This is a genomic window from Pseudomonas sp. MDT2-39-1 (assembly GCF_054898085.1).
In genome coordinates this window covers 1,725,213-1,738,942 of the sequence record NZ_CM142716.1, presented here as the reverse complement: position 1 = coordinate 1,738,942, position 13,730 = coordinate 1,725,213, and the positions used below count along the sequence as shown (strand labels likewise).

Sequence of the window (13,730 nt, the reverse complement as noted above, 5' to 3'; positions counted from 1 at the left end):
CAGGCTGTTGCGGGCTGCTATTGACCCAAGGAATCCAAACCATGGCTGACTCGCCCAACCGCCCCGCCGTGCAACTGTTCGACGAAGTGATTAATCCGAAAACACGCGAACAATATTCCGGGTTGCGAACCTACCTCCAGGAGGGTGGATCAATCTTTTCTCTGGTGGAAAAGGGGCTTGAGGGGCTGGTCCAGGACCATGGGGTCAGCCCGCCGGACGCACAGCAGTTGCTGCGACGGTTCAACAGCATGGCCATCTATGTGCGCCGACAGTTTATCGAGCACTCGCTGACGGGCAGTGAAAAGGCAGCAACAGGGGCATCGAGCGGGCTGTTGTCGTTTGTTCAGGGGCCAAGTTATGAGTGGTTATTCGCTACCCAATTTGACGCACTTTGTCCACCGGATGCCTTGGAGTCGATCGCATCGCCGGTGGCTTATCTGATCGAACTGCTGCGATGGATCAACGACCGTATCGAATCTGTTGGCGTGAAGGCGGAAATATATCCCCTGCATGATCGCCGCACAGACCTGAAACACCTGTCTGTGGACTTCAATGCGGTGCACAAGTCGGTGTCCTCGGTCGACATCATCGTTTCGGTGCTGGAAGCATTCATCGCCAAACATGAGCCGCAGACGAAGCTTGAAGACGCGTTGATTGAGGCGCGCTACCCGAACGGACTGCCTTACTACCAGCATTGGGTCACCCTGGATGACATTGCGCTGCACCGTGGTCTGTCGGTGGGTGATTTTGATCACATGGTTGACCCGAACTTCCCTTTTTTTCTGCAAACGCAGGCATGGGATGACGATGCAGGACGCGCGCTGGCCCATGCATCGCGGCTGGGGCCTTATCAGCGCAAGCTGCTGACGGAGCCTCCGAATGATCCTGAAGTGCGGGATGCTTTTTATCTGACTAACTTCGGTGCCGGAGACGTGGAGTGGCAGAACCTGAATCAAGTGCCGTTCTTCGGTGAGCGGACAAAACTCGATACGTCGAGAATCGAGGCGTTGCTGTCAGTAGGCATTTTCGAGCCTGAGCGCTCAACCAATGTGACCTACGACCCGGCTATGCCTGCCGGCCCGGAAGGCGAGCGTTCCGGTTCGGTTTACCTCAATGCCCATGCATCCCCCGCTGTCAGTATTACGAATGTCGGAGAGGGGCCTGGTTTCATGCATCGATTGTCAGAGGATCCCGCAACCAACCAGGGTCTGGCCCGATATGACCGATTGAACCGCAAGTTGCGCCTGGACATTTGGCTGGGCATGCGAAGCGACGAGGTTGATGCCTTGCTGGCTGCTGCCATCAGGGCGGATGTGCGCGGCGGCGCGCATAAAGACGCGTGGTGGATATCACCCAACGTGGTGCATGCACTGGGGCTTTTTCAGTCTTTGCGCGAGCGCTACGGCTGTACGGCGCAGGACTTCGCGGTGTTTATCGATGAATTGTCGATTTACGGTCGCGGGGACGCGCTCTCGCAGTTCGACCAGGTCTTCAATAGCCAAGGGCTTTATCGCCAGCCCTTGAAGCTCGATAACCTGGAGTTCCCGGTACTGCCCGCAGAGGGGGCGACCGACTTGACGGTCAACCAACTGTGCAGCGGGCTCGGCATTGATCTGCAAACATACGCTTACCTGGCCTTGGCGATTGCTCAGGCCCATGACCTCACAGACAAAACCAGACTCAAACGTAGCGCGGCGATCATTTCAAGTTTTTACCGCCTGGTGGGGCTGGCGCGAATGTTGGGCATCACACCGGTAGAAGGCGTGTTGATGCTGACGTTGCTGGGCGGGGAGAGCTGGGTCAAGGGGCTGGCTGGGCTTCCCCAAATCAACAACGTCACAGGCGGCACGCCGGATGTGCTGAACCTGATCCACGCCATGCATTCCTGCGTGGACTGGTGCCAGGCTCGTGATATCCCGGTGCTGTGGATGCTACAGCAGGTGTCTGAACCGCGCCCCGGCGCTGCCTCGGAACTTGAACTGCAACTGTTCGCGCAGGTCAGCAACCTGCTGCCGGCCGCGTTGTTGACCAACGCCGGGTTGTTAGCGGCCGGGGTGCCGTCGTTGCCGGCTGCCGATTGGCTCGATCTGCTGCGGGGCGTGGCCGATGCTGATGGTCTGGTGCTGGCACCGCCCACGACTGAATCTGAATACCTGGCCTATGCTCGCAAAGAAATTGAAAAGGCGGTCAAGGACGGCTTGGGCGACATCGAGACCACGTTGCGCGCGACCATTGTCGAACAAATGTTCGGCGTGCTCGTGCAGGCCCGGGACGCTCAGGTGTCGGTGGCCAAGGAGTGCCTGGCGGTGTATGCCGGTGTTGACGCAGAGCAAGCCATACGGGTGCTCGAATGGGCCAATGCACCGATTTATCAGTTACTGCGTCTGGTGGTCGAGCACACTGGCACGGCATCTGAAGAACCGGCGCGAGGGCGCAACGAACAGCCTGATCCATTGCTCACGTTGCTGGCCGATGTGCGCCGTCGCAGTGTGGTGGTGGCCAAACTGAATTTGAGTGCCGTCCTGCTAAAGGACTACCTGGATTACGGTTATCGAGCCTGGATAGGTCAGGAAGACAAGTATGCGTTCTCGGTGACAACGCTTTACTACCTCACCGTACTCACCCGAGCGTTTGAACTGAGCGAACAACCGGCGCAGAAACTGCTCGACTACCTGCGTCAGGCCAACACATTGCCGAATGTGGCCGGTGACGCGTTGGCCCTGGCCCAGCAGGCTTCGTCCATCAAACTGGCCGAGTTTTTTGGCTGGAGCGTTCAGGAAGTGCGCGAGTGTGTCAGTCGGATTGATCCGACACTCAAGGTCCTGAAAAACCTGAGACAGCTGGACCTGTTGGTGCGCATCCGCGTGCTGTCGGCGCGCAGCAATATGGATGCCCTGACGATTTTTCTGATCGGCAGTTTGCCTGAGTCCGTTGATACGGACGCTGATAAGCGGGCGTATGCCGCCGCCGCCGAGCACGCCTTGCTGAGCCTGTCCGAATCGAGCGTGCCCCTTGTTCAAACTTCCAGCGATCTGAAGCAACTCGTCGACATGACATGCACCGTGGAAAACAACAACTACGTGGTGGCCAATAAACCTGACGAAAAAATCATTTTTTTGGTAACCCTCAAGGATGCGGCAGGAGCTCCGTTGAAAGGGGTCAACGTTTACTGGCGCGCCACCCTGGGGACCATTGCTACAAAAGCGACCGAAATGGATGGAACACTCAGAGCGGAGTTTATCCCTGGCAGCGTGATGGGCACGGAAAGTCCGCGGTTCTGGCTGGACCTGTTCGACGCGGTGAATGCCCCCACCATTCACGTCACGGCCGACACCTTATCCCTGACCTTTCCGCCACCACTCATGTCCCCGATACCGTTGAACCCCGTAGCACCCGGTGACGAAGTCGAACTCTTTGGCACGCTGCTGGACGAGTACAAAAATCTTGGAAAAAACCAACTCGTGCGGTGGTCTGCCGAAGCCAAGCAAGGGGGTGAGGGCAAAACAGTCATTATCCGGCCCGCTCAGGTTTACACCAACCAGGATGGGCTCACGCGAGTGTTTGTCACCAGCGAAACCGGCGGAACATTCACCGTCAGCATTTTAATCGAGGGTAGTGCAGCAATAGCCCATTTCGAGCCCATTATTTTCGAAGTCAATGGAAACCCTGGATGAAGGTATCGCTTGCTGACGTGCGCACCCCGGTCAAAAGCTAAGGAGAAAGGATCATGGCATCGAATAACATTGGTCAGCTGCTGGAAAAACGTCGCTTGGCGTTGGTGGAATACTGCATCGGGAACGTCAAAAACCCAGGAGAGAAGCCTTACGCCTTCGTGAAAACACCGGAAGACCTGTTCGAACTGCTGCGCATGGATCCGCTGGACAGCTACCCGGTGCAGAGCTCCTGGGTCGCTGAAGCGACGAGTTGTGCGCAGCAGTTCATACATGCGGCGTATCGCAAACTGGAGCCCGGTTACACAAAGCATCCGTTCGGCAAACCGGACCTGGACACCTGGGAGCTCTACAACAATTACCCGGACTGGGCGGCGCTGCAATACATCGAGTGCTACCCGGAAAACTTCATCAACCCTTTTGTGCGCCAGCGCAAGACCAGCCTGTTCAAAGCCCTCGAAAACAACCTGAACCAAAGCAGTCTGAACACTGACTCGGTTCAAGCGGCGCTGCAGGGCTATCTGCACACGTTCGAGAAGACCTGCGATCTGGACGTGATCAGCGGCTACATGGGCGGCTACAAAGGGGATGTTTCACGCCCGCCAATGCCCGCTCGAGCGGATTACTTTTTTGTGGGTTGCACGCGGACTACGCCTGCCCATTACTTCTGGCGCAAGGCTGAAGTTGAACTCGGCACCCAGCAAACCGCCATCAATCCGGCGGCGTGGAGTGAATGGCTGCCGATGGACATTCCCTCCGGCGCGAAGGTACTGGACATTCGTCTGGTGTCCTGGAATGGACGGTTGTGTGTGGTGTGGGCCGATTGGCGCGACAAGCCCGTCGATCAACCGGCTGATTCGAATCTGCTCTACCGACTCGATATCAACCTGGCCTTCATGACGCAAAACGGCCAGTGGTCCGCACCGTTGAACCTGCATGCTTCTGCACATGAGCATGACCTCTCCGCGGGCGCCCGGCTGATTGCGACTGTGTTGGTCAGTGAACAACATCCCAAGGGCAATTTGGGGGTGCTGTTGACGAGAGGCGAGGTGGGGAAGGAGTCCCTCAAGGTCGCGGTGATACGGGATGTACTGATGCGTCCCGTGGACGATGTTGACAGCAGTTGGTTGGACGTCGCGGCGGATCGATTTGCTACCTCTTTGACGGTGCAGCATACGTTGATCAGTCAACCGAACATTGTTGTTACCGATGCCCCTGCGGGCAACGTGACGCCTTATCTGGGGCTACGGGCCATTGTGATACCCGGTAATAACGAAGATGTACTTTTGATCCAGGGTTTTTGCAGGCGAACGATTTGGGACGAAGGTTCAATGCTCCTGGATTTGACCTTGAAAAATCCGGCTGCCGAAGACCCTACACCGATTGAAGAACGCTTTCCGGCCGCAGGTAATTGGAGCACCAAATGGCAGGCCTTTAAACGGACGAAAGGAGGTTGGACTCAGCCGGCTGTCCTTGAATTTGGTTCTCGCGCTGCAGATGGTAGTGGACGCAAAAACTTTTCAATAACGATCGCCAACCTTGCGCACTTCACCCCTCCGGCCCTGCTTAAAAACACTCTCGATGCAGCGCAGTTTCTCTCGCTCGACCAGGCGGATCTGGCGCTGAAATACGTGCGCCTGAACTCGCTGTTCGGTCCCGAACTCGTACAGCGTTCCATCATTTCCGTCGATGCCGTACTGGATTGGAACACACAGTTCCTGCCGGAACCGCCCCCGACCTCAGTGACGTTCCCCGAGCCGAATGGTGCATTTGACGGCGCCAACGGGTTGTTTTTCTGGGAACTGTTTTTTCACCTGCCGCACCTGGTGGCCACACGCTTGCGTGATGAAAACCGTTTTGCGCAAGCGCAGAACTGGTTGCGATACGTGTTTGATCCACAAGCCATCGCGGAGCCCGATGCGCCAAATCCAAAACCGCTGTACTGGCGCTGCCGGCCGTTGACGAACCCCGGTAATCCCGGCGCTGAAATCCAGAACCCGACCGATCCGGACGCCATCGGCTATTCAGCCCCCCGGCATTTTCAGATTCTGGTATTTACCGAGTACGTCAATAACCTGATGGCGTGGGGCGACTGGTATTACCGTCAGCTGACCCGTGACAGCCTGGTGGCGGCCAAGTTGTGTTACGTCCAGGCCGGGTTTCTGATGGGCAAGGCACCCTCGGTGCGCACCGTGAACAGTTGGCAAACGGCGACGGTTGGAACACTTTTGGGCAGCAGCGCTTCGCGCCCGGCGCTGGATCAATTTGAACAAACGCTCGATTTCCACCTGGCGGATATTCCTGCTGCCTCCGACGCCATACCCCAATTGGGGCTATTAGCGAACGGACCGTTCAAACTGCCGATCAACCAGAAACTGCTGGATCTGTTTGAACATCCCAAGCAACGACTGCGCAACCTGCGCAACAATCTCAGCCTCGACGGCAGGCCGCTGGAAGTCCCGCTCTTCAGCCCGCCGACAGACCCAAACCAATTGCTGCGCGATCTCGCGGACGGTGGCGTTGCCGGGCCGAGACCGATGGGGGGGCGGCTGGTGGTGGGTGCTTTTCGTTGGCGCGTTACGTTCGAGGCGGCGTTACGTGCCGTGCAGACCTTGCAGGATTACGGCAATCAGGTGCTGAACCTGCTTGAACGTCGGGATCGGGCGGAGCAGGAGGAATTGCAACAAAACCATTTGGTGGAACTGGGCACCTATGCCGAAACCGTGCAACGGCAAACCATCGACCAACTGGAAGCGAGTGTATCTGCGCTGTTGAGCAGCCGAGAGGTGGCACAAGAGCGGGCCGATGTGTATGCGCAACTCCATGATGAAAACGTATCGAAGGTTGAATACGACGTCATGGAGAGCCTGCTTCAGTCAAAAGTACTGGCGCTCACCTCTTCAGCGATTAAGCCTGTTGGTGCAGTGATTGCCTCTTTGCCCAATATTTTTGGCATGGCGGCCGGCGGACATGAGCCGGCTAAAATTGTCGATGCAGTGTGCTATGGATTGGACATCGCCGCATCGGTGCTGCAAATCGATGCGGACAAACAAGCCACCACCGAAGCCTACCGCCGCCGTCGCGACGAATGGGAATTGCAGCGCAATCAGGCACGGGCAGAGGTTCGGGCGATCAACAGTCAGATCGCCGCGCAGGAAAATGCTGTACTGGCGGCCCGGACCAGCCTGGATCAGACCCTTCGGGCCAACAGTCAGGCGTTGACGGTCTACAACTTTCTCAAGAAGCGGGCAACCAATGCTGAACTGTTCGGTTGGCTGTTGGGCCAACTCAAGACGTTGCATTATCAGGCTTACGATGCGGTGGTCAGCCTGTGCCTCAGCGTCCAGGCCTCGCTCAATGCCGAAACCGGCGATTACGACTCGCAGATTCCCTTGCCCCAGGTGTGGCAGGACAGTCGTCACGGCCTGACGGCAGGCGATCATCTGCGTGGGCATCTGCTGCGTATGGAACGCGAATACCTGCAACGCCATGAGCGGCGCCTGGAGCTGATTAAAACCATCTCATTGCGTCAGTTGTTTGAAGACACCCTCGATCCGCAGACTGGAATAGCGGACTGGAGTGCTGCATTGGCGCAGTTGCGCAGCAGCGGATCGCTGGAATTCAAGCTCACCCAATTGCTCTTCGATCGCGATCATCCGGGGCACTACTGCCGGCAGATCAGTTCGGTTGAAGTCGATCTGCCGGTGCTGACCGGGCCTTACGAGAATGTGCGGGCCACGGTGCTTCAGATCAGCAGCATGATCGCGACCAAGGCAACCGCGCAATCAGTCAAGTACCTGCACAAACCTGAAGCCGCTGTGGCCCCGGCCGATGTGCAAATAAACCTGCGCAGCGGCCAGCGAATAGCCCTGTCGATGGGCATTGCCGACAACGGCATGGTCGCGATGAAACCCGATGAAGGTTTGCTCAACCCTTTCGAAAACACCGGGGTGGTCTCGCGCTGGATGTTGAATTTTCCCTGGGCAAGCAAAGAGCCGCAGCTGTCGATGCTGGCCTCTCTGAACGACGTCATCTTGCGTATTCGTTACACGGCCAAAGTCGGCGAACCGACCTTCACCCGCAAAGTGGAAGACATGGTGACCGAGGCCACAAAGCCCGGGCAAAACAAACAGGACAAAGGAGCAGGCAGCCATGCGTGAACCCAACATTCAAGCCGATGAAAGTCTGGTTCGCGACGGGGAGTTCGCCGAGGCGTTCAAGCATTGGAAAAAAGGCCCGAACAATCCGAATTGGCTAGGTACAGTGAGTGAGTTTTATGAGGACGAGAGCATCCGTTTTCTGGTTGCTGGTAATGAGTCTTCGGTCAGTCAGGATGTAGCACTCCCCAAGAACTCCGGCACTGATGCACGGTATGTCCTGAGCTTTCTGTGCGAGACACGACATACCGAAGCGGGTTTGATGCGGATCAGCATCAAAGGGTCGGAGGAAAAGCAGGAGATCAGCCTTGAGCCGGGCAAGCAACGTAATCAGGAGCAAGATCAGGTGCGTCTGGCCAGCGGGCAGTCGCTTGAGTTCATCCCTGTCAAGTACGAAGTAGAACTGCTGCTACCGTTGAAAAGTCAGGACGTGATTACCCTTGGTGTATTCAGCCCCAGGAACGAACCTTCGGACTATGTATCGAAGATCTGCATCACCCGGATCAAGCTCGCCTTGCATCTGGGGCCGGTAGAGGTGCAAACACGGTTGTTCGACAACAACCCCGTCCCAATTAGCGGGTCTTTGTATCTGTGCGTGGACGCCTCTCACACGTTGAAGTTCGAGCTTGCGAATAAAAACGTGTGGCAGGGCACCAACGCTGCGCTGATCAGCGAAAACAACCCGGATGACGCGATTCTCGCGACGCCGGACTGGGGCGTCGATCAGCCGGTTGAGGATGAGTGGGAGATCAATTGCCCGTGGATGGAGGTCAACGAACCCATCCTCCTTTCGCTGATCCTGCATAACCAATACACCGCCGACCCATACCGGATGAACGTATCGCTCGGGCACCATCGATTGGCGTTCCGTGAGGTGGTTGAGGCGGCTTATTACCCGGTGCTTGAATTCGGCCAGGGTGTACGGCTGGGGGTCCAGGTGATTTCGTATTACACCTCGCTGCCTGTCAGCGGGAGGCCGGTGACCTGGACGCTTGGCGGTCAACAGGTAATGGGTGTGACCGATACCAATGACGAAGGCTGGGCGTACTTTGAGTTTCAGCCGGTGCAAGCGGGTGACGTCGACATCGAAGCATCGGTCGAGAGTTTGTACTTCGCCACTGGCGTCGTTACTCACAACTTTGAAGTGCAAGTGTTGGCCACGGATCCATGGAAGGACATATCAGCGGTCGTCGAGGGCGTTGCGACGCGTTGGGAAGAAAAAATCGGCTACCCCAATCGGGGTTCTGATTATGCCCTTACCGTCAAACTGGCTCTCACCAGTCCGTTAATGGGGACAGACTTTGAATTGCTTTGGAGCGGGGACTCCCACGATCAACTGGGCGTTGTCGTCAGCCCGGTGCTTGAGGATTCAGTGCCGGTCATCGGCGGTGAAGTGGTCTGGACGCTGACGAGCGAGGATCGCTTGGACGGCCGGTTCGAGCTGTCGCTGGTCTGCTCGAAATTGCTGCTGCCTTCGCCGAAAAAAACCATGTCGTTGGCGCGTAACGTGGTCAGGATTGGCGAGGTGCGTGAGGCGAACAAGGTAACGGTGGTGGATGAACACGACAGTGCGCTGTTGCGCGTTCAGGTGGTGCACGATCTTGACGGCACGGCGGGCGAACCGGTAGTCAATGCATTGGTTGACTGGACGGCGTTCGGGGAAACGATCTTGACCCGCACGGGCGCGGGTGGCTGGGCCAGTTATCTGTGTACGCCAACAAGCGCCGGGGATCATGTCGTCACTGCCAGCGTGCGCGCTCATGCGGAAGCCGTTGCAGTTGAGCGGCCATTCAATGTGACGGCGATTGCGACCAGCCCTTGGAAGAGTAGGGTCAAGATCCTGCTTGATGGGCAGGAAGTCGAGCAGGTTGAGGTTGGAGTGCTCTGTCGACGTGGACAGACCCATACCTTGAAGGTCGAGCCGGTCACAGGCAGCCCATGGGGCGGCAAAAACATCAGCTTGCACTGGCGAGGTGTCGCGTCGGATATCGGCCTGGTGCCCACTGATCTGGGGGTGCCCAAACCTCTATCGGCAACAGGTGTGGAGTGGACGCTCGTTTCAGCGGCGGGTACCAGCATCAGCAGCCTGTTTGATCTGGAGCTGCGCCTTGAGGGGGAGCCGACTGTTCGAGCGCTCTTCGGGCGATTGGTGTCGGTGGATCTGAAAGAGGAAACCAGCCTGGTACTCGATCAGATAAAAGCAGCGCTTGACGGCCAGTCTCTCTATCCGTGCCTGGAGGCGCAGCACCGTTTTAACGTATTGCCCAATGCGCTGAGCCCGCTGGTGGGATTGATGGCATCGCTGACATGGTCGGGAACACCTGCCGATCAACTGGGCGCAACAATCGAACCCGCTTCGGGTAGTGCACAACCGATCAGCGACGGGGGCGCCGGATGGAAATTGGACTTTACCAATAGCAAGCGGGAGGGACAGTTTGCCCTGACGTTGGCACTGCCTCAGCTGGATTTTGTCGCCACCGCGACCCCGATGTCGCTGGCGCATAACAAAGTCAGGATTGAGAAGTGGTACGAGCCGGCGGTGGATCCGGTTGTCGGGCAAGAGCCCGCCAGTCTGTGGGTTCAGGTGTTCTCTCATTTCACCGGGAGAGCTGTAGGTGAGGTGCCGGTGAAGTGGAAGGACGCAAGCGTGGTGTCAACGGATGAGGAGGGCTGGTCCGGGTTTGATTTTTCGCCAGTTGATGCCGATCAGGAGCATCAGGTGAAGGCTGTGGTGGAGAGCCCTTACGACGGTTATCGAGAGCAATGTCTCATGACAGTCCGTGCGCTGGCGAGCGATCCGTGGGCGGGATTGAGGGTCAGTTTTGACAAACAAGCGTTTCAGCCCTGGGGCCAAAAAACCTGTTTTCCGCGTCGCAACGGTGAACACTCGATCGATTTGGAAGCGGCAGAAAACAGTTCATTGTTTGGTCGTGTCTTGACGCTGGGAATGACCGGAACCGGACCTGCTGCACTGGGTATCAGCTTTTTGTCAGAAGGGCTCGGGGTGCGTCGACCGTTTTACGACGTGGGATTGCAGTACCTGTTCAGGGTGGGCGATCTGAAGGACGGTAGTTTTGCATTTCGCCTGTCGTCCGAGCGGCTGGCGAGCCTGTCGCCGGCGAACGCGATGTCCGTTGGGGAGGGCTCGCAGGTGCTGAAAATCAGCAGCAACAGCAGCGCTTTCCAGACACTGGACTGGGGGCAAGCGTTTGTCGGAACGGTCACAGTAGTGTCGGTTATCAGTGGCAGGCCGATGGTGGGTTGGACGGTGACTTGGCGTAGCCCGGATCTTGGGGTTGTGACGTCAGTGACAAACTATTACGGCATAGCAGAAATTCGTTTCCCCCCGACAGCTCCCGGTGCGGCCGTGCTGATCGCGACGGTGGGGGATGAAGAATATTCAACATCGGTAGCGTTTTCGTATTTCTTGAACGAGCCTCGGGAAATACAGTCGCTCTCCAGCCCTAAACCAAATGGTCATCTGGGAGAGTTGGTTACAGCGGTGGTAAATGTAGTTTCGGCGATGACAGGCGAACCTATACAGGACGTTGAGGTGATGTGGGATTACCCCGAGAGGTTGATTGCTCCGACAAGAACTGATGCAGAAGGGAACGCTCAAGTGTCTTTCAGGATGCCTGGCATAAGGAGGGGGCTTCTACAAGCTACCGTTCCGGGGGGGTATGCTGGGTGGGAAGTTAAATCTATTGAGTTTGAGCTGGTGCCGAGTTTATCTTCTACTTCTACTTCTACTTCTACTTCTACTTCTACTTCTACGTCTACGTCTACGTCTACGTCTACTTCTACTTCTACTACAACTTTAACTTGGTTGCAGGAGTTCAGGCCTTGCATTAATGGTGTGGAGGTAGATTGGTTTGACGTGAGGCTGGATTTAGTAGCGGGAGAGGTTTGCACACTTAAACTGGACTATAAATACAGTTGGCTGATTGGCGCCCCAGAAGGATTTATTGATTTGGAATGCACTCCGATCGCTGAGGAGCAAGGTCTGGTTTTTGATCCGCCCTTGGGACAACTACGTGAGATGTCTAAGGAGACCACCTCCTTGAGTTGGTCTATTTCTACGGAGCATGCGCATAGCGGCCCTTTTGTATTGCAATTTGCCCTTCCGAAGTTTGATCAGCTGCCGAAATCACCACCATTGCCGGGGGCGGTAGTTAATTTTGCACAAGAACTGGAGGTTAAATTCGACGAGTTTCCGGTTACTTTCGGAGCGAGTGCCTTTCCCTGCCATGGCGCAAGGCATACTGTCACTCTGCGTCCCACACCTTCCAGTCAGTTTCTGGGTAAGCCTATAAAACTCGTATGGGGCGGGGAGCCCGCCGGAAATCTCGGCGTAGTGGTCACACCTTCGCTAGGGAATGTTCAGCTGCTGACGCTGGAGGGGAAGACGTGGGAGCTGAATTGTCTCACGACTACGAGAAAAGGGGATTTTTCCTTGCAACTAACGTTAGTGGACACGGGGGTGAAGTCTTTGCCATTAGCCATGTCGTTGGGCCATAACCTTGTGGGTGTCGATCGTTGGGTTACAGAGGAACACCGATGGCCAGATATTGTCTGGTATAAGCAACACATTCGGGCGACATCCGTGTTTACGAAAAAGAGGGCAGCGGGGGTCCAAGTCACCAAGGCTGGTTCCAGCGAAACTTTTGCGTACACGGATTCATCGGGTGTGACTGCTACAACAATTACTACACAAGGAGGGGGGCGGCTGGAGATTTACAATCGATACGACAGTACTGTTGTTTAGTACCAGTTTCTGGTTTTGCCAGTTAATTAATATTTTTTCTTGGAAGATGCGTTAATTGCTTGATGCTTATAAGTATCCCATCTTATTTAGTGTCAGGTGTCGTGCCGCGAAGTATCTATTGAGTTTAGTTTGGAGTGAGATATGTCTAATTTTACTTGGTTGCAGGAATTCAGGGTTTACGTTAACGATGTGGAGGTAGATTGGTTCGACGTGAGACTGAATTTAGTAGCGGGAGAGATTTGCACACTTAAGCTGGACTATAAATACAGTTGGCTGATTGGCCAGTCAGAAGGGTTCCTTGCTTTGGAGTATTCCCCGAACGCAGAGGGGCAAGGTCTGGTATTTGATCCGCCATTGGGACAACTGTGTGAGATGGCTAAGGACACCACCTCCTTGAGTTGGTCTATTTCTACCGAGTATGCGCATAGCGGCACTTTTGAACTGCACTTTGCCCTTCCGAAGTTTGAACAGCTCGCGAAATCACCGCCATTGCCGGGTGTGGTAGTTGATTTCGCCCAAGAACTCGAGGTTAAATTCGACGAGTTTCCGACTGCGTTCGGAGCGAGCGCCTTTCCCTGCCATGGTGCAACGCACACCGTCACCGTGCAGCTCAAACCCTCCAGTTCATTGCTTAACACGCCGGTGAAACTGTTATGGGCTGGTGAGCCTGCCACCGCTCTAGGCGTAGTGGTAACCCCCTCGGTGGAGGACGTCCAGTTGCTGGGTCCGGACGGGGCATCGTGGACGCTGAATTGCCTCGATACTATCGAGAACGGAGACTTTTCATTGCAGTTGATGTTCGTTGAGTGGGGTCGAGAGTTGTTGCCATTAACCATGTCGTTGGGGCATAACCTGGTAACGGCTAAACGCTGGAGTGAGTCGACTGAGTCACTTCCAGGATACCCGCGGAAACTGGAAAAAATTCGTGCGATTTCCTCATTTCTGAAAATCCCGGTTAGTGGCGTTCTGGTCAACCTCCAAGAGGGTAGCCATCGATTTTATGATAGGTACTCTGACGTAATCGGTGAGGTTTCTAGCTCAAATGTTGATGAGGATGTGTATATCAGTATGCGCATCGTAAACACGTACGACAGTAGCGTTGTCGGGTACTAGTGGCCATAACAGAAACCCTGTTTA

Annotated in this window: 4 protein-coding genes; all 4 read left to right on the top strand. The window is 55.9% G+C overall.

The genetic code is table 11. The features are described 5' to 3' along the window. Positions 1 to 41: 41 nt before the first annotated feature. The 4 genes from ACYZTM_RS08520 to ACYZTM_RS08505 all read left to right on the top strand — a co-directional run bounded on the left by ACYZTM_RS08520 (position 42) and on the right by ACYZTM_RS08505 (position 13,706). Positions 42 to 3,674 carry a Tc toxin subunit A gene (locus tag ACYZTM_RS08520; protein ID WP_461988120.1) on the top strand — a complete coding sequence of 1,211 codons (3,633 nt, stop codon included), beginning with the start codon at positions 42 to 44 and terminating at the stop codon, positions 3,672 to 3,674. Positions 3,675 to 3,727: 53 nt separating this feature from the next. Next, on the top strand, positions 3,728 to 7,831 hold the full coding sequence (locus ACYZTM_RS08515; RefSeq protein WP_461988118.1) for a Tc toxin subunit A-related protein: 4,104 nt from the start codon (positions 3,728 to 3,730) through the stop codon (positions 7,829 to 7,831). After that, positions 7,824 to 12,593, top strand: a complete 4,770-nt coding sequence (locus ACYZTM_RS08510) for an Ig-like domain-containing protein (RefSeq protein ID WP_461988116.1) — start codon at positions 7,824 to 7,826, stop codon at positions 12,591 to 12,593. The genes ACYZTM_RS08515 and ACYZTM_RS08510 overlap by 8 nt, the downstream gene beginning before the upstream one ends. 141 nt (positions 12,594 to 12,734) lie before the next feature. Then, a complete protein-coding gene (locus tag ACYZTM_RS08505) occupies positions 12,735 to 13,706 on the top strand; it encodes a hypothetical protein (protein ID WP_461988114.1) in 972 nt (323 codons plus the stop codon). Positions 13,707 to 13,730 lie beyond the last annotated feature (24 nt).

Bases quoted from the DNA above. Each gene is read 5' to 3' on its own strand.
- ACYZTM_RS08520 (WP_461988120.1), top strand. From the start codon at position 42: ATGGCTGACTCGCCCAACCGCCCCGCCGTGCAACTGTTCGACGAAGTG.
- ACYZTM_RS08515 (WP_461988118.1), top strand. From the start codon at position 3,728: ATGGCATCGAATAACATTGGTCAGCTGCTGGAAAAACGTCGCTTGGCG.
- ACYZTM_RS08510 (WP_461988116.1), top strand. From the start codon at position 7,824: ATGCGTGAACCCAACATTCAAGCCGATGAAAGTCTGGTTCGCGACGGG.
- ACYZTM_RS08505 (WP_461988114.1), top strand. From the start codon at position 12,735: ATGTCTAATTTTACTTGGTTGCAGGAATTCAGGGTTTACGTTAACGAT.